This is a genomic window from Agrobacterium sp. ST15.13.013, from assembly GCF_027956525.1.
Classification (GTDB): Bacteria; Pseudomonadota; Alphaproteobacteria; order Rhizobiales; family Rhizobiaceae; genus Agrobacterium; species Agrobacterium salinitolerans.
Genome location: NZ_JAQKGP010000006.1, coordinates 165,942 through 183,357 on the forward strand (window position 1 = coordinate 165,942; position 17,416 = coordinate 183,357).

A 17,416-nucleotide genomic window follows, 5' to 3' on the forward strand; every position below is an offset into this window, starting at 1 on the left:
GGAGTGATATCAATAAAGACCGCCGCCACCGCCGGTGATGGCCTGCTGCGCCTGCGGCGAGGTCTTCAGAATGTCTTCCTGCGACATGTATCCGTCATCGCCGATGACAGAGAAGGTGGAAGCGGGACCGGTGCCGGGCTTGAAGGCTTCCATGATGGTGTCCGGCTCGCCCTCGACCGCCGCCATGCCGGTCTTGCGGTTAACGGCGACGAAGTTCATGCCAGCAGGCACGATGAACTTGCTCGGCTCCATGTGCTTGGCCGCATCGGCGATGAATTCGCCGAAGATCGGCGCCGACAACGAGCCGCCCGTGCCACCGCGGCCGAGAGGCGCCGGCGAATCGAAGCCGATATAGAGGCCGGCGACCATGTCCGGCGTATAACCGACGAACCAGGCGTCCTTTTCATCGTTTGTCGTGCCCGTCTTGCCGGCAACCGGCAGATCGACCTTGATCTTGCCGGCCGCCGTGCCGCGCTGCACGACGCCTTCCAGCATCGACGTCGTCTGATAGGCGGTCATCGGGTCGAGAACCTGTTCGCGATTGTCGACGATCACAGGCTCGTCCTGGTTCTGCCAGCTTGTCGCGTTGCAGCCTTCGCAGGCGCGTTCCTCATGCCGGAAGATCGTCTTGCCGTAGCGGTCCTGAATACGGTCGATCAGCGTCGGTTTGATCTGCTTGCCGCCATTGGCGAGAACCGAATAGGCAGAGACCATACGCATGACGGTCGTTTCACCGGAACCGAGCGACATGGCCAGAAGCGGCGGCATCTTGTCGTAGATGCCGAAACGTTCCGCATATTCCGCGACCAGATTCATGCCCATGTCCTGCGCCAGACGCACGGTCATGAGATTGCGGGATTTCTCGATGCCGAGACGCAGGGTCGACGGACCCGCAGATCCTCCGCCGTAATTCTGCGGCTTCCAGACCTGACCGCCGGAAACGACCTCAATCGGTGCATCGAGTATGACCGATGCCGGCGTATAACCATTGTCGAGCGCCGCCGCATAGATGAACGGCTTGAAGGAGGAACCCGGCTGGCGCATCGCCTGCGTCGAGCGGTTAAATTCCGACTGCGCATAGGAGAAGCCGCCGACCATGGCCAGAACACGTCCGGTATGCGGATCCATCACCACCATGCCGCCCTGCACTTTCGGCGGTTGGCGCAGGCGATATTCATTACCGGACTTGGCAAGCGGCTGCGCATAAATCACGTCGCCGACGGCCAGAACGCCGACCGGGGACTTGGTGGTCGCCTTTTTACCCGTCGCGTCGCGAAAGGCCCAGCGCATATTTTCTGCGGCGATATGGCCACGCGTACGCTTGTCGCCCTCTTCCGTTTCCGCATCCGCCTGCACGCCTATATCGACTCCATCGGCCGCAACAGCGAGGACCACGGCGATTTTCCACTCCGGAACGTCGCGCAAACCCTTGACCTTGGCGAGCGCCGCCGTCCAGTCGCCCGTTGTATCGATCTGCTCTACGGGGCCGCGAAAACCGCGACGCTCGTCATATTGAACCAAACCGTCCTGGAGAGCCTTGCGCGCCTCCATCTGGATCTGCGGATCGAAAGAGGTACGGACCGATAGCCCGCCTTCGAGAAGCGCTTCCTCGCCGTATTTCTCGACGATCTGGCGCCGGACTTCCTCGGCAAAATAATCGGATGCGAAAATATGGGCGCCGCCGCGACGCAGATTGACGCCAAGCGGCTGCTTTTTGGCGTCCGTCGCGTCGTCCACAGTGATATAGCCATTCTCGGCCATACGGTCGATCACCCAGTTACGACGCTCGAGAGCAGCCTTTTCGCGACGGATCGGGTGGTAGTTGGCCGGGCCCTTCGGCAGCGACGCGAGATAGGCGGTTTCCGCAATCGTCAGTTCCGTCACCGACTTGTTGAAATAGGTGAGCGCCGCACCGGCAATGCCGTAGGAGTTCAGGCCGAAGAAAATCTCGTTGAGATAAAGCTCGAGAATCTTGTCCTTGGAATAGGTCTGCTCGATGCGGAAGGACAGAATGGCTTCCTTGAGCTTGCGGTCGATGGTCTGGTCGTTGGTCAGAAGGAAGTTCTTCGCCACCTGTTGGGTGATGGTGGAGGCGCCGACCGGACGGCGGCCGGAGCCGAGATTCTGGATGTTGACGAGAATGGCGCGGCCGAGGCCGAAGACATCCACACCCGGATGATTGTAGAAATTCTTGTCTTCCGCCGAAAGGAAAGCGGCCTTCACGCGGTCGGGAATGGCTTGAATCGGCAGGAAAAGGCGTTTTTCATGCGCATATTCCGCCATCAGCGCGCCGTTGCCGGCATGCACGCGGGTCGTCACCGGCGGCTCATAGGTGCTCAGAACTGCGTAATCCGGCAAGTCCTTTGTCACGCCGTGCAAATAAATTGCACCGGCGGCGGCTGCGCACAGAAAAAGCACGCTGGCCAAGCCGAAAAAATATCCAATCAGTCTGATCATACTAAGCTACCGATAATTCGAATCGTAACCATCAACGCCCGACGATATACGGGCGCATCCTTGCATATCGCGTGCCGTTTTGCACACCATACCTTCTATGACAAGCCGGATACGGCAGCATTCGCTGATATGTTACCGGGCGGCAGTCCGCAATCGCGCTCAGGACGCTTTGCCGATTGCCACCGAATCCGCATTCCGAGTAACGCGGCGAATGTGAGTAAAATAGGGCTTCGCCTTCGCAATCGTCCGCAAGACCCAAGAATTGAACAGGTTTTCAGCGGTCAATGGCAGGTCTGCAACAGCATTGCCGCTTCGCAGGCAGCCCTCTCAGCCGCCATTTGCCATGGCCTTGGCGCGGTATCGCCCAATGGCGGTTGCGAGCGTATCGGCCACCTTCTTGCGCCACTCCCCATCGAGAAGCAGCTTTTCGTCTTCCGGATTGGAGAGGAAACCGAGTTCCAGCAGCACCGACGGCACATCATGGGCGCGCAACACCATGAAACCGGCGTAGCGGTGCGGGTTGTTGATGAGCCCCACCTGCCCCTCGAAGGAGGAGACGATGTTTTCGGCCAGCGTCACAGAAAAGGCCTGGGTTTCGCGGCGGGTGAAATCGAGAAGAATATCGGCCACCTCAGGCGGCTCGCTGGAGGCGGCAACACCCGCGATCTGGTCGGACTTGTTTTCGCGCTCCGCCAGTTCCTGCGCCTGCCGGTCCGACGCCCGGTCCGACAACGTATAGACCGTCGCGCCACGGATGCCCTTTTGTCTCAACGTATCCGCATGAAGGGAAATAAAGAGATTGGCGTTGTTCTGGCGGGCGATGGTCACCCGTTCGGACAAGGCGAGAAAAGTATCGGAATCGCGCGTGAGGAACGCCTTTATACCAGGTTCGCGGTTCAACCGCTCGGCAAGTTCCTTGGCGAAAGTCAGCGTGATGACCTTTTCCTCGGTGCCGGTAGTGCCGCCGCTGGCGCCGGCATCGATGCCGCCATGGCCGGCATCGACCGCGATGACGAATTCCGCCGGCCGCGACGTCTTGCCGTCGGGCGCGATCGCTGCAGTCGTCACCGGCGCTGGTGTCCGCCACTGCTGATGCTTCACCAGCTCCGCGAACTTGCCCTTGGTGGTGATTTCCGTATCGAGCACGAAATGGAAAGATTGGCCGCCATCAGCTTTCTTGGTTTCGGCAACCGCCACCTGAACCGGCTTTTTCGCCGTCAGCACGATCCGGGCGCTGTTCTGCCCCATGGTGCCGAAACGGATATCTGAAAAAAGACCGGTCGGCTTCAGCTCGGATGCGGGGAAGCTGAAATTCACCGCCGGAAAGTCGACAACGATGCGGGCGGGCGAATCGAGATAGTGAACATCGAATTCCGGCTCCTCGGCGAAGTCTAGAACGATGCGCGTGCGCGCCTCATCGCCGATGATCCGCGCCTGATGGACAACGAGCGGCTCCACGGCATGGGCCGACGGCGCGACGGAGAAAGAAGCGGCGACGGAAAATGCCAGAGCCGACGCAAGCCGCGCGATTCGCGCGCCAAGCCGCCCTCTCCCACCGAATATCGCTGCGTTGCGCGTGAAATTCATGGCCTTCAAGAAATTCCGTATTTCAGTCATTTTCGATAAACAGCGAGGAAAAACGCCGGTAACAGCGCCATTTCAACCACGCCGTACGATAGTTTGCGCGTTTGCGCCCCACAATCGCAGGCCTTGGTGAACCAATTGTTAACCCGGAAATTCCACCAATAATATGGCATATTTAGCCAGCCTATTGCTATTGTGACAGAGAAAACATACAACACGGATGAGGGTTAAAAGTGTTGACGGGATAGATGCCCGCCGGCTGCCAATCGAAAAAGACGCTGGCGCTGCAAATCGGGCAATCATCTGCCGTCGTTACATTTATCCTGAAACTCGATCAATTCCGGCCGTGGCCGGAGACCTACCCGGTGGCGCTGCCACCGCCGCTCTGAGGAGAGCAAATTCATCGGATCCCAAGGGGTCTATATATTATTGTCGTTCCGCCTGGCCAATGATGTCGCAGCAGTTTTCACATGAACCGGATACCAGGAGCAGGCCAAGCGCCTCGCCGTCGGTCCGGATGCTGCCAGTTTACAGACGCCCGGCAGGAGACTTCATTTCCGGCACATCCTTGCACTCATATGAAAGGCTCGTCCGTGTGGCGGGCCTGTTCTCGTATAAAACAAGGCTGCGCCGAGGAGCACAGCTTACATGGCAGACAAAATGCTTATCGACGCCTCCCACGAAGAGGAGACACGCGTAGTCGTTGTCCGTGGGAACCGGATCGAGGAATTCGATTTCGAATCGGAGCACAAGAAACAGATCCGCGGCAATATCTATCTTGCCAAGGTCACCCGCGTTGAGCCCTCGCTTCAGGCGGCTTTTGTCGATTACGGTGGAAATCGCCACGGCTTTCTCGCCTTTGCGGAAATACACCCGGATTATTACCAGATCCCGCTCGCTGACCGACAGGCCCTGCTGAAAGCAGAAGCCGAGGATCATCGCCGCAGCGACGATTTCGAATCTGCAGACGCCCCCGAGCCCGGTGCGCCCATGATCGACCTTTCGCAGGTGGATCAGCCGGATGTCGGCATTGTTTCCGCAAGCGAAACCACCGAGACCGTTGTCACGGAAGAAGCTGCACCCGTTGTGGAAGCGGTTACCGAAGAAGCAGCCGTCGAGGTCGTCGCGGAAGAAACACCCGCTGAGGAAGAAAAGCCGAAAAAACGCACCCGCCGCCCCCGCGCCAAGAAGAAGACGGCGGAAGAAGAAGCCGCTGCGGCCGAGGCCGCCGAAGCGTCTTCCGAAGACGAGGGCAGCACCGGCGGCGAAATGGCCGCCATGGTCGATACCGACACGATTTCCGAGGAAGTCGAGGGTCTTCGCCGCGGCAATGACGACGATGACGACGACGATGACGATCATCACGAGAAGGAAGTGATCGAATCCGTCGGCGCCGAAGACGCCATGGAAGAGGTTCCGGACCGCGTCGCCCGCAAGCCGCGCAAGCAGTATCGCATCCAGGAAGTCATCAAGCGCCGTCAGATTCTTCTTGTGCAGGTTGCCAAGGAAGAACGCGGCAACAAGGGTGCGGCGCTGACCACTTACCTGTCGCTTGCCGGCCGTTACTCCGTTCTGATGCCGAATACGGCGCGTGGCGGCGGTATTTCCCGCAAGATCACCCAGCCGGCCGACCGCAAGCGCCTGAAGGAAATCGCGCGCGATCTGGACGTGCCGCAGGGCATGGGCGTCATCCTGCGCACCGCCGGCGCCAACCGCACCCGCGTCGAAATCAAGCGCGACTTCGAATATCTGATGCGTCTGTGGGAAAATGTCCGCACGCTGACGCTGAACTCCACGGCCCCCTGCCTCGTTTACGAGGAAGGCTCGCTGATCAAGCGTTCGATCCGCGATCTCTACAACAAGGATATCGGCGAGATCATCGTTTCGGGCGAAGAAGGCTATCGTGAAGCGAAAGACTTCATGAAGATGCTGATGCCGAGCCACGCCAAGGTGGTTCAGCCTTACCGCGACATTCACCCGATCTTCTCGCGCTCCGGTATCGAGGCCCAGCTCGACCGCATGCTGCAGCCGCAGGTGACGCTGAAGTCGGGCGGTTACCTCATCATCAACCAGACGGAAGCGCTGGTTTCCATCGACGTCAACTCAGGCCGTTCGACCCGCGAGCATTCCATCGAGGAAACCGCGCTGACGACGAACCTCGAGGCGGCGGAAGAAGTGGCGCGCCAGCTTCGCCTGCGCGACCTTGCCGGTCTTGTCGTCATCGACTTCATCGACATGGAAGAAAAGCGCAACAACCGCGCTGTCGAGAAGAAGCTCAAGGATTGCCTGAAGAACGACCGGGCACGCATCCAGGTCGGCCGCATCTCGCATTTCGGCCTTCTGGAAATGTCGCGCCAGCGCATCCGCGCTTCGGTGCTGGAATCGACCACGCAGGTCTGCCAGCATTGCGGCGGCACGGGCCATGTGCGCTCCGAATCTTCCATCGCCCTGCATGTTCTGCGTGGCGTCGAGGAATATCTGCTGCGCAACACCACCCACAACATCACCGTGCGCTGCACGCCGGAAACGGCGCTTTACCTGCTCAACCACAAGCGTGGCACGATCGTCGATTATGAAGGCCGCTTCGGTGTGTCCATCATCATCGCTGCCGACGCCGGTGTCGGTGCGCAGCATTTCGCCATCGATCGCGGTGAAGCCGTCGAAAATCCGGTGAAGATCGAAAGCCTCATCCAGATGCTGCCGAACTTCGTGGAAGAGGAAGACGATTTCGTCGCAGAGGTGGAAGAGGACGAAGACGAGGAAGAAATCGTCAAGGCCCAGCCCTCCGAGCCGCGCCAGCAGCAGGGCGACAATGGCGAGGAAGGCAAGCGCAAGCGCAAGCGCCGCCGCCGTCGTCGCGGTAAGGGCGGTCAGAACGACCAGAACGGCGCGCTTGACGCCCAGTCCGAAGGCGACGATGCCGAAGGTGACGACGACGGCGTCGAAACCGATGAGGCCGATGCTGAAAACGAAAATGGTACAGCGGAAGCACTGACGTCCGATGAGGATGGCAAGCGCAAGCGCCGCCGTCGCGGCAAGCGTGGCGGCCGCCGCAACCGTGCGGAAGACGAGGCACTCGACGCCGCGGACGGCGAGGAAGGCGAAAGCGAAGAGGTTTCCGCCGAAGCATCAGTGAATGAAGAACCGACCGCCGCCGAAGTGGTGGAAGGTGTGGTTGCCGACGTCGTTGAGGTTGAAGCACCGAAAAAGCCGCGCCGCACCCGCAAGGCGAAAGTAAAGACTGAAACCGAAGAAGCACCGAAGGCAGAAGCCGTTGAAACGGTAGAGCCGGTGATCGTCAAGGAAACCGTTGTCGACGTCGCCATCGAAGAAGCAGGTGAAGCCTCGGCCGATCTCGCTCCGGAAGCGGAAGCAACGGCGAACGAAGAAAAGGTCCGCGCGAACCGAGGCAGTAATGTCTCGCATTCGGAGCCGGTGGTGACCTCTTCCGGCTCACCCGCAACGCCTGAAGGCGATGAACCAAAGCCGCGCAAGGGCGGCTGGTGGCAGCGCAAAGGCTTCTTCTGAGAGAAGCCACATCTTGGATAAAAGACGCCCGTAACGATGTTGCGGGCGTTTTCTTTTATCGGTGCAAAGAACTTTTTTCGAACCGCTCACAATTCCTGCGGCAGGCGCGGGATGAGGAATGGGAAAGGTCAGCCCGTCAAACGGACCGCGTCAACCCGCCATCAACGCGGATATTCTGACCGGTAATATATCCCGCCCCCTCAGAGGCAAGGAATGCCACGGTAGCGGCGATTTCCTCGCTCTTGCCGTAACGCTGCATTGGCACGCTCTCTCGGCGCTCCTCCGTTGCCGGCAGGCTGTCGATCCAGCCGGGCAGCACATTGTTCATGCGCACATTGTCGGCCGCATAGGTATCGGCGAAAATCTTGGTATAGGAGGCAAGGCCGGCGCGGAACACGGCGGATGTCGGGAACATGCTGCTCGGTTCGAAAGCCCAGGCAGTCGAAATGTTGACGATGGCGCCCGCTTTCTGTTTCACCATGATGGGGGCGACGATCCGTGTCGGGCGGATGACGTTCATCAGATAGACATCGAGACCCGTATGCCATTGCTCATCGGTGATATCGAGGATGGAGGCGCGCGGACCATGGCCGGCGCTGTTGACCAGCACATCGATGCGGCCGAATTTTTCGAGCGTCAAATCCGTTAGCCGCTGGAGATCGTCATTGGACTGGTTGGAGCCGGTGGCGCCGATGCCGCCCAGTTCCTGCGCCAGCGCCTCTCCCTTGCCGGAAGAGGACAGGATCGCGAGTTTGTAGCCATCCGCGGCCAGACGTTTCGCCACGGCAGCTCCCATGCCGCTGCCGCCTGCCGTTACAATCGCTACCTTCTCCGCCGACATCGCTTTTCTCCTTGTCCAATTCTAGGGGTGCCCCGCACCATATTGGCCCATCTATAACGGGTTTCAAAGGCGAGTTCGAACCAGAAAGCCTTGCAGCGGCATGCAGAAAAACTGATGCTGAAAAAGTCAGCCTAGCCATTTCCCCCTGCCGGATGGACTTCCCGGCTGTCGGCTGGCGCTTCCTCCCGTTCCTCCAGGCCGTAGTCGCGGATCACCTGCGCGATACGCAGCCGGTAATCGGAAAAAACGCCGGACCGGCCAAGCGACTGCGCGGCGCGATGCGGCAGGGTGTTGCGCCACGCCCTCACCGCCTCCTCATCCCGGAAGAAGGACAGAGAGAGCATCTTGTCCGGATTGCCGATACTTTGAAACCGCTCGACGGACAGAAAACCGTCGACGGTCTCCAGTTCAGCTCGCAGGCCTGCCGCTATGTCGAGATAATGCTGCTTCTCGCCTTCAGCCGGCCAGACCTCGAAAATAACGGCAATCATTGTCCGCCTCCGGCGTGCGGAGCGGAGGCGAGACGCAGGAAAAGCCGGTCCTCTCTGCGAATGAACTGTTCGCGGCGGGCGAATTCGTAGTTTTCCCGCCCCGCGGGATCGGCGGCGAGCCGTGCCCTGTAGGCTTCGTAGGCGGCCAGATTTTCGATGTTGTAGACACCGTAGGCAATGGTGCTCGATCCCTCCTTCGGCGCATAATAACCGATCAGATCGGCCCCGCAGCGCGGTATCGCCTCACCCCATGTGCGGGCATATCGCTCAAAAGCATCGACCTTGAAAGGATCGATCTCGTAGCGGATGAAACAGGTCAGCATCGTTTGTCTCCTCGTATTTTGCCTCTCTCTTTTACGCCATTGCTTTGCTTTAATGCTTCGGCTAGCATCGAAGCATGAAAGACGGCCCCCTGATCGCCAATGTCGCCGCGCTGATCGGCGACCCTGCCCGCGCCAACATCCTGACGGCGCTGATGGACGGACGTGCGCTCACCGCAAGCGAGCTTGCCGAAGCCGCCGGCGTGACCCTGCAGACCGCCAGCGGTCATCTGTCGAAGCTCTCCGAGGCGCAACTCTTGAAAGCGGAAAAACAGGGACGTCACCGCTATTTCCGTCTTTCCGACGAGGATGTGGCGCATGTTCTGGAAGCATTGATGGGTCTTGCCCAGCGCACGGGCGCAGTCCGCGTCCGCACGGGACCGAAGGACAAGGCGCTGCGGGAAGCGCGCATCTGCTACGATCATCTGGCCGGGGAAAGCGGCGTGGCGCTGCTAGCCGCCATCACCGCAAAGGGGCTCGTGACGTTAGGTGATGATCCTGCCTTAACGGAGAGCGGACGCGAGTTCTTCTCAAGCTTCGGCATAGACCTTTCACCGCTCGAGAAGGCCCGTCGCCCGGTCTGCCTGCATTGCCTGGACTGGAGTGAGCGCCGCCATCATCTCGGCGGTGGGCTCGGCGCATCGCTGCTTGAAGCCATGCAGCAACGGGACTGGCTGCGGCGCGGAAACGGAAGGGTACTGACCTTCACGACAAAGGGCGAAAAGGCTTTCAACAGCACCTTCAGCTGCACGCCCACCTGAGCACCACGAACGGATGATCCCGGCTTATTTCAACCAGCCGGCAATACGTCCAACGGCCTCGGCAATGTCAGATACGGAACCCGCATAGGAAATGCGCAGCGCCCTGTGGCCTTCCTCTGGATCAAAATCCATGCCTGGAGTCGTCGCCACATCGATTTCCGCCAGCATGCGCCTGGCGAAATCCATACTGTCGTTGGAAAAGCGGCTGGTATCGACATAGGCGTAAAAAGCGCCATCCATCGGGGACGCCAGCGGCAGGCCTATCTCCGGCAGGCGCGCCATCAGGAAATCGCGGTTGGTGCGATAGCTTTCCCGGTAGACATCCAGTTCCTCCGCCGCCGAAAAGGCTGCCGTCGCCGCAAGCTGCGACAGTTCAGGCGCGGAAATATAAAGGCTCTGGGCCAGACATTCGACGGGACGGACCAGATTCTCGGGCAGCACCATCCAACCGATGCGCCAGCCCGTCATGCAATAATATTTGGAGAAGGAGTTGATGATCACGGCATTGTCGGTGATTTCGAGCGCGCTCGTCTCTTCCCCGACAAAGGTGAGGCCGTGATAGATCTCGTCGGAAATGAAAGCCATGTCGCGGCTTTCGCAATAGCTGGCCAGCCGCTTCAAAGCCTCGCGGCCGGTCACCGTGCCGGTCGGATTGGCCGGACTTGCCAGAAGCACGCCCTTCAGCTTGCAGCCGGCCTTTGTCTCCGCCCGCTCCAGACTTGCCGGCGTCAGCGTATAACCCGTTTCGGCCGTGACCGGCACTTCCACGACGTTGAGGCCGAGAGCTTTCAAAATATTGCGATAGGCAGGATAGCCGGGCCTTGCGATAGCGACATAATCGCCCGCATCGAAAAGGCTGAGAAAAGCGAGATTGAAGGCCGCAGATGAGCCAGTGGTCACGGCGATGCGGGCGGGATCGATGGCGACCTGGTGGCGAAGGCGGTAATGACCGGCGATCGCTTCCCGCAACTCACGCAGGCCGAGCGCATCGGTATAACCGATCCGCCCATGCTTCAGCGCAGCCTCAGCCGCCGCAAGCGAGGCTTTCGGTGCAGGATGGGAGGGCTGACCGACCGCCATGGAAATGACGGGGCGGCCCGCCTGCCTGCGCCTGTTCGCTTCCGCCAGAATGTCCATGGCGTGAAAGGGTTCGACGGCGCTCCGCTTCGAGATCGTTATCAAGGGCATGCTCTTTCCTGAACCGTATTTCAGAGACTTGCCGCAGAATCACAATCTTCACAATCATGCGATCATAATGCGGACAAGTATTTTTGCCGTATGGCATTTGGCTTAAAGTAAGGTAATTGCCTTCATAAGATTTCAAGAGGCTCCGGCCGCACAGAATGAGGACCGATATGGCGCATTTTCTCCGTTCCACCCTTCTTGCCAGCGTGACGGCCCTTTCGACGGTATTCGCCTCCCTGCCCGCCCATGCGCTCGACGAGCAGCAGAAGAAGGAAATGGGCGAGTTCATCAAGCAATATCTGATCGAGAACCCGGAAATCATGCTCGAGGTTCAGGATGCGCTTGAGCGCAAACAATATGCGGCGCGCAACGCCAAGGCGGCGGAGGCCGTTGCCGACAACAAGAAGACCATCTTCGAATCAAAATACGATCTGGCGCTCGGCAACCCGGATGGCGATGTGACGCTGGTCGAGTTCTTCGACTATAATTGCGGTTACTGCAAACGCGCCATGGGCGATATGGACGCGATTTTGGAGGGCGACAAGAAGGTGCGCGTCGTCCTCAAGGAATTCCCGATCCTCGGACCGGAATCGGTTGCGGCCCACCGAGTCTCCAACGCTGTGAAGCTGCTTGCTCCGGCCAAATACGCAGAATTCCAGCGCACCCTGCTTGGTGGTCGCGGACGGGCGAATGAGGACAGCGCCATGGAAGTCGCGACCTCGCTCGGCCTCAAGGAAGCAGACATCCGCAAGTCGATGGCGGAAAACCCGAATGATGCGCAGGTGCAGGAAACCTACAAGCTGGCCAACAGCCTCGGCATCACCGGAACGCCGTCCTATATCGTCGGCGACGAGGCGGTTTTCGGTGCGGTCGGCGCCGACCCTCTGAAGGAAAAAATCGCCAATATGCGCAGCTGTGGAAAAGCCACCTGCTCCTGATTGCTAAAAAAGCCACTGCATTCCCTGTGAGATGCCTGCCCAGCGGCCGGTTTAGGGCTTGCGGGGGCTTTTCCTTGACGGCTGCGCAGTCTATAGGTGTCGCTGATTTTCTTATGGAAACGTGAATGAGCAACATCATCATCGTCATCAACGGCCCCAATCTCAACATGCTGGGAAAAAGGGAACCGGGTATCTATGGTGGCAAGACGCTGAAGGACATCGAAAATGATTGCCTTCAAGCCGGTGCCGATCTCGGTTTCGCAGTGGAATTCCGCCAGTCGAACCACGAAGGCGTGCTGGTGGACTGGTTGCAGGAGGCGGGTGAGCGGGCGGCTGGCGTCGTCATCAATCCCGGCGCCTACAGCCACACATCCATCGCGTTGCATGACGCCATTCGCGCGATTTCCACGCCCGTCGTGGAAGTGCACATTTCCAACATCCACGCCCGCGAAGAGTTCCGTCACAAATCGATGGTATCACCCGCGGCTAAGGGCATGGTCTGCGGTTTCGGACCATATGGATACATCATGGCGCTTCACGCGCTGAAAAACATCACGGCATAAAAAGAAACAAAGAATAGGGTTTGTCATGTCTGAAAAGAAACAGGGTATCGACAAGGAACTGATCCGCGAACTCGCGAATATCCTCAACGATACCGACCTTTCGGAAATCGAAGTGGAGCAGGACGACCTGCGCATCCGCGTTTCCCGCGCCGCTCCCGCCGCCACGGTCTATGCCGCAGCGCCTGCTCCTTATGCGCCCGCACCGGCGGCAGCCCCCCTTGCTGCGCCGGCCGCAGCCGCGCCGGCAGCCTCTGCGTCCTCCGCAGCACCTGCCCGAAACCCGGCCAACACCGTGTCCTCGCCGATGGTCGGCACGGTCTATCTTTCGCCTGCCCCGGGCGCACGTCCCTTCATCGAAGTGGGTGCAACGGTCAAGGAAGGCCAGACCATCCTCATCGTCGAAGCCATGAAGACCATGAACCAGATTCCGGCTCCCAAGTCCGGCAAGGTCGTGGAAATCATCGTCAACGACGCTCAGCCCGTGGAGTATGGCGAAGCCCTCGTGGTCATCGAATAAAGGCGGTTCAGCATGGTTTCGAAGATCCTCATAGCCAACCGCGGCGAGATTGCACTACGTGTCCTGCGCGCCGCCAAGGAGCTTGGCATTCCGACGGTGGCCGTGCATTCCACGGCCGACGCGGATGCCATGCATGTGCGCCTTGCCGACGAGAGCGTCTGCATCGGCCCGCCGCCTTCGCGTGACAGCTACCTCAACATCCACCAGATCGTTGCGGCCTGCGAAATCACCGGGGCGGACGCCGTTCATCCCGGTTACGGCTTCCTGTCGGAAAATGCAAAGTTCGCCGATATTCTCGACGCGCACGGCATCACCTTCATCGGACCGACCGCCGAACATATCCGCATCATGGGCGACAAGATCACCGCCAAGCAGACGGCGATGGAGCTTGGTATTCCCGTTGTTCCCGGCTCCGACGGCGAAGTGAAGCCTGAAAACGCGCTTGAGATCGCCCGCGAAATCGGCTTTCCCGTCCTCATCAAGGCGACGGCGGGCGGCGGCGGTCGCGGCATGAAGGTGGCGAAGACCGAAGCCGATCTGGAAGAGGCCGTTGCGACGGCCCGCTCCGAAGCGGCGGCAGCCTTCGGCAACGACGCGGTCTACATGGAAAAATACCTCGGCAAGCCGCGCCATATCGAAGTGCAGGTGTTCGGCGATGGCGAAGGCAATGCCGTTCACCTTGGCGAACGCGATTGCTCGTTGCAGCGCCGTCACCAGAAGGTGCTGGAAGAAGCCAATTCGCCGGCTCTGACCGTCGAACAGCGCATGAAGATCGGCGAAATTTGCGCGAGCGCCATGCGCAAGCTGAAATATCGCGGCGCCGGCACCATCGAGTTCCTGTATGAAAACGGCGAGTTCTATTTCATCGAAATGAATACCCGTCTGCAGGTGGAGCATCCGGTAACGGAAGCGATTACCGGCATGGATCTCGTGCAGGAACAGATCAGGGTCGCTTCAGGCCAGGGCCTGTCGGTCACGCAGGCGGATATCGAATTCCATGGCCACGCCATCGAATGCCGAATCAATGCCGAAGACCCGCGCACCTTCGTTCCCTCGCCGGGCACGCTGACCTATTTCCACACGCCGGGCGGTCTTGGTGTGCGCGTCGATTCCGGTGCATATCAGGGCTACAAGATCCCGCCCTATTACGACAGCATGATCGGCAAGCTCATCGTTCACGGCCGCGACCGTGACGAGTGCATTCGCCGCCTGCGTCGCGCGCTGGATGAGTTCGTCGTTGACGGCATCAAGACAACACTGCCGCTTTTCCAGGATCTTCTCCAGAACGAAGATATTCTGAACGGCGATTACGATATTCACTGGCTGGAAAAATATCTGGCCGGTGACGCGTCTCACTAAGACGATATGGCTGGGCGGCGCAGCAGAAATAACGACATAACGGTCGATATTCTGCTGCGCGCCTATTCAGCCGGCCTGTTTCCCATGGCCGATTCGGCCGATGATCCGGAACTGTTCTGGGTCGAGCCGGAAATTCGCGGCATCATTCCCCTCAATAGTTTTCACGTTTCCAAAAGCCTCGCCAAAGCGATGCGCAGGAAGCCGTTCGAGATTCGCTTTAACACCGCTTTCGAAGCGGTGATGGCTGGATGCGCGGCGGAAGCGCCGGACAGACCGAGCACCTGGATCAACGCCGTCATCCGCAGGCTCTATAGCGAGTTGCACCAGATCGGCCACGCCCATAGTGTCGAAGCGTGGGAAGGCGAGGAACTTGTCGGCGGGCTTTACGGCGTCTCGCTGGGCGCCGCCTTCTTCGGCGAGAGCATGTTTTCCCGCCGCACCAATGCATCGAAGATTTGCCTCGTGCATCTGGTGGAGCGCTTGCGACAGCAGGGTTTCACCCTGCTCGACACGCAATTTACGACAGAGCACCTCAAGACGTTCGGCGCGATTGACGTACCGAAGCAGGATTATACGAAAATGCTCGACCTTGCCGTCAACCGGCCCAGTCTGCAATTTTGAAGACTTTACGTAAGGTTATTTGCTTGCCGTAGAGGGAGCAGGAACGTCAGAATCCTGCTTGCAGCCCGTCAGCCACACGTCGTAGATCGGGTGTTCCACAGCGTTGAGGCCGGGACTGTCGGCGAACATCCAGCCCGTGAAAATTCGCTTGATCTTGCGGTCGAGCGTGATTTCATCGACCTCGACAAAAGCGTCGATCTTCTGGGCTTCCGTCTGGTCGCGGGAATAACAGACTTTCGGCGTCACCTGAAGCGCGCCGAACTGCACGGTCTCATCGATATAGACATCGAAAGACGTGATGCGGCCGGTGATCTTGTCGATGCCGGAAAACACCGCCACACGGTTTTCGAGACGGGCGGCGGAGACGGGTGATACGAGGAGAACAGCAGAGACCGCTGCAAACAGCGAGACTGTCAGCGCACGCAAAGAACGATCCCGCGTGATTTTCCTCATACGATATGTCTCCAAATATTTGCCTGTGTCGAACCGCCGACCGGATCAACGCCTAAGGGCGGAATGTGGCAAAAACCGGTGAGGGCGGATACAAGCGCGGTGTTTTGCACAACACCGCGCATCACAAGATGCTTAGTTGCCGGGGGTCCAGGCGTCGTAGTCGCCGGTTACGCGCGGGCGCTCGCCGGCCACAGCCAGCGACCCCTGCGGGCGATAGGCATTGGACGAACCGGTGAGGTTGGGCTGGTGCGGCTTTTGCCAGTCACGCGCAACGTAGCTTTCCTGACTCGGCGGCACGTCGGTGCGGTAATGCATCCAGCCATGCCAGCCGGGCGGAATGGCCGAGGCCTCAGCATAACCATTGTAGATCACCCAGCGGCGCGGCATGCCCCAGGATGTGGTGCCGCCTTCGTAATAGGTATTGCCCAACTCGTCCTGTCCTACCTTCTTGCCGAAACGCCAGGTGTGAAACCGCGTTCCGATCGTCTGGCCATTCCACCAGGTGAAGATTTGCGTCAGGAGAGTCTTCATTCTACGTTCCTCGGGCTTGAATGCGCCGCAGCGATTTTCCGTGCACGGCACAAGACATGCTTATGCCGCCCCTCACGGCAATTGTCCAGCATTTCGAGATATATCCGCGCTATTTCAGCTTCATCCTGAAGCCCAGATGCCGCTTCTCGAAACCGAGCCGCTCGTAAAAGCGATGCGCGTCTAGCCGGGCCATGTTGGAGGTGAGCTGCGCGGCTTTCAGACCCTGTCGGCGGGCTTCTTCCAGGCAAAAATTGATCATCACCGCACCGATGCCGCGACCGCGCATATCGGCCCGCGTCTGCACTGCCTCGATCACCATGGACTTCGCCCCTCGCCCGACGAGCTTGGTGAGGATCGCCGTCTGGAAGGTGCCGACCACCTCGCCATCCAGTTCAGCGACATAAAGCGTTTCGCTGGGCGACGCCTCGATGGCCCGGAAGGCGGCGAGGTAATCGGGCTGCGCCGATTCGTCTGCCGTATCGCCGTGGCCACCGATCTCGTCGGCGGCAAATATGGCGGCAAGCGCCGGCACATCGTTTTCGCTCGCCGTTCGAATTACAAGATTTTCCAAGGTCGCATTCATCGGGTCAGGCTCTTTTCCATAACGATGCCGGGCAGCCCCTCGATGCCAGCCATGCGCTCGATTCGGTCCACCTCGACAAATCCGACGCCTTCATAAAAGGCGATTGCGACAGTATTTTTAGGCTCGACTTCCAGCCGCATGATTTCCGCATCCGGAAAGCAGGTTTCAAGCTCCGCGAAGAGGTCGCGGCCGACACCCTGCCGCTGAAGATCGGGCGCCACGTAAAGCTGGTGCAGCAGGGCGGTCTTCGCCATTTTGGTGGACATCGAGCCATAGGCCATGCCGCCGATCCGCTTGCCGTCATCAGCCACCAGAAACTCGCCGCCCTTTTTCTCGACCCGGTCCTTCATGGCCTGCGGCGAATGCCATGCGGCAATCAGCTCGTTCACCTTGTCCGCGCCGTAGATCGCGTCATAGGTGGCGTGCCATGTCGTGGCCAGCAACGTGCGTAGGGGCTCGATATCTCGCAGACCTGCGGTGCGGATGAAAAACATGATTTGGCTCCGTCTCAGAATAGAAAAAGCCGGGCGTTGATCCCGGCAGCAAGATATGTCAGCCCCCAATCTCGACGTCATCCTCGGGCTTGTCCCGAGGATCCAATAACGTTTGATCTTGTGGGTCGTTAGATCCTCGGGACAAGCCCGAGGATGACGACGGAGAGGTCTACAGTCTCTCTCCACCTTT

At 59.5% G+C, this 17,416-nt stretch carries 17 protein-coding genes; 7 read left to right on the forward strand and 10 right to left on the reverse strand.

Annotation, left to right across the window (positions count from 1 at the left end):
* Window positions 1-9 precede the first annotated feature (9 nt).
* Together PL597_RS08730 and PL597_RS08735 are read right to left on the reverse strand one after the other, a co-directional pair.
* Window positions 10-2,457: a penicillin-binding protein 1A gene (locus tag PL597_RS08730; protein ID WP_077982401.1), complete on the reverse strand. Its 2,448-nt coding sequence runs from the start codon at window positions 2,455-2,457 to the stop codon at window positions 10-12.
* Between the two features lie 327 nt (window positions 2,458-2,784).
* Window positions 2,785-4,044 (reverse strand): N-acetylmuramoyl-L-alanine amidase, encoded by a 1,260-nt coding sequence (locus tag PL597_RS08735; protein WP_142912149.1) that lies wholly within the window; start codon window positions 4,042-4,044, stop codon window positions 2,785-2,787.
* Window positions 4,045-4,689: 645 nt separating this feature from the next.
* Here PL597_RS08735 and PL597_RS08740 point away from each other — a divergent pair.
* Window positions 4,690-7,569: an Rne/Rng family ribonuclease gene (locus tag PL597_RS08740; RefSeq protein WP_269833237.1), complete on the forward strand. Its 2,880-nt coding sequence runs from the start codon at window positions 4,690-4,692 to the stop codon at window positions 7,567-7,569.
* 136 nt (window positions 7,570-7,705) lie between these two features.
* Here PL597_RS08740 and PL597_RS08745 read toward each other — a convergent pair whose 3' ends face one another.
* From PL597_RS08745 to PL597_RS08755, 3 genes are all read right to left on the reverse strand, one after another.
* Window positions 7,706-8,410, reverse strand: a complete 705-nt coding sequence (locus PL597_RS08745) for an SDR family oxidoreductase (RefSeq protein WP_271364976.1) — start codon at window positions 8,408-8,410, stop codon at window positions 7,706-7,708.
* A 131-nt stretch (window positions 8,411-8,541) separates the two neighbouring features.
* On the reverse strand, window positions 8,542-8,901 hold the full coding sequence (locus PL597_RS08750) for an antibiotic biosynthesis monooxygenase family protein (RefSeq protein ID WP_077982404.1): 360 nt from the start codon (window positions 8,899-8,901) through the stop codon (window positions 8,542-8,544).
* On the reverse strand, window positions 8,898-9,224 hold the full coding sequence (locus PL597_RS08755; RefSeq protein WP_003521451.1) for an NIPSNAP family protein: 327 nt from the start codon (window positions 9,222-9,224) through the stop codon (window positions 8,898-8,900). The genes PL597_RS08750 and PL597_RS08755 overlap by 4 nt, the downstream gene beginning before the upstream one ends.
* A gap of 74 nt (window positions 9,225-9,298) precedes the next feature.
* Here PL597_RS08755 and PL597_RS08760 point away from each other — a divergent pair, with 74 nt between their 5' ends.
* Entirely contained in the window at window positions 9,299-9,982 is a 684-nt protein-coding gene (locus PL597_RS08760; protein ID WP_137410222.1) for an ArsR/SmtB family transcription factor, read from the forward strand.
* A 24-nt stretch (window positions 9,983-10,006) separates the two neighbouring features.
* Here the strand turns inward: PL597_RS08760 and PL597_RS08765 are convergent, their stop codons facing one another.
* Entirely contained in the window at window positions 10,007-11,164 is a 1,158-nt protein-coding gene (locus tag PL597_RS08765; RefSeq protein ID WP_191217661.1) for a pyridoxal phosphate-dependent aminotransferase, read from the reverse strand.
* A 173-nt stretch (window positions 11,165-11,337) separates the two neighbouring features.
* Here PL597_RS08765 and PL597_RS08770 point away from each other — a divergent pair, with 173 nt between their 5' ends.
* From PL597_RS08770 to aat, 5 genes are all read left to right on the forward strand, one after another.
* Entirely contained in the window at window positions 11,338-12,105 is a 768-nt protein-coding gene (locus PL597_RS08770; protein WP_077982407.1) for a DsbA family protein, read from the forward strand.
* A gap of 125 nt (window positions 12,106-12,230) precedes the next feature.
* Entirely contained in the window at window positions 12,231-12,668 is a 438-nt protein-coding gene (gene aroQ / locus PL597_RS08775) for a type II 3-dehydroquinate dehydratase (protein ID WP_077982408.1), read from the forward strand.
* Between the two features lie 25 nt (window positions 12,669-12,693).
* Window positions 12,694-13,185, forward strand: a complete 492-nt coding sequence (gene accB / locus PL597_RS08780; RefSeq protein WP_269824007.1) for an acetyl-CoA carboxylase biotin carboxyl carrier protein — start codon at window positions 12,694-12,696, stop codon at window positions 13,183-13,185.
* 12 nt (window positions 13,186-13,197) lie between these two features.
* Window positions 13,198-14,544: an acetyl-CoA carboxylase biotin carboxylase subunit gene (accC, locus tag PL597_RS08785; protein WP_077982410.1), complete on the forward strand. Its 1,347-nt coding sequence runs from the start codon at window positions 13,198-13,200 to the stop codon at window positions 14,542-14,544.
* A 6-nt stretch (window positions 14,545-14,550) separates the two neighbouring features.
* Complete coding sequence (gene aat / locus PL597_RS08790; RefSeq protein WP_077982411.1) at window positions 14,551-15,165, forward strand: leucyl/phenylalanyl-tRNA--protein transferase; 615 nt, start codon at window positions 14,551-14,553, stop codon at window positions 15,163-15,165.
* Between the two features lie 15 nt (window positions 15,166-15,180).
* Here the strand turns inward: aat and PL597_RS08795 are convergent, their stop codons facing one another.
* From PL597_RS08795 to PL597_RS08810, 4 genes are all read right to left on the reverse strand, one after another.
* On the reverse strand, window positions 15,181-15,618 hold the full coding sequence (locus tag PL597_RS08795; RefSeq protein WP_077982412.1) for a DUF2155 domain-containing protein: 438 nt from the start codon (window positions 15,616-15,618) through the stop codon (window positions 15,181-15,183).
* Between the two features lie 132 nt (window positions 15,619-15,750).
* Window positions 15,751-16,149 carry an NADH:ubiquinone oxidoreductase subunit NDUFA12 gene (locus PL597_RS08800; protein ID WP_077982413.1) on the reverse strand — a complete coding sequence of 133 codons (399 nt, stop codon included), beginning with the start codon at window positions 16,147-16,149 and terminating at the stop codon, window positions 15,751-15,753.
* A gap of 109 nt (window positions 16,150-16,258) precedes the next feature.
* Entirely contained in the window at window positions 16,259-16,732 is a 474-nt protein-coding gene (locus PL597_RS08805; RefSeq protein WP_269834469.1) for a GNAT family N-acetyltransferase, read from the reverse strand.
* The gene (locus PL597_RS08810; RefSeq protein ID WP_142912144.1) at window positions 16,729-17,226 is read right to left on the reverse strand and encodes a GNAT family N-acetyltransferase; all 498 of its coding nucleotides are present in this window, start codon (window positions 17,224-17,226) and stop codon (window positions 16,729-16,731) included. The genes PL597_RS08805 and PL597_RS08810 overlap by 4 nt, the downstream gene beginning before the upstream one ends.
* Window positions 17,227-17,416: the final 190 nt, after the last annotated feature.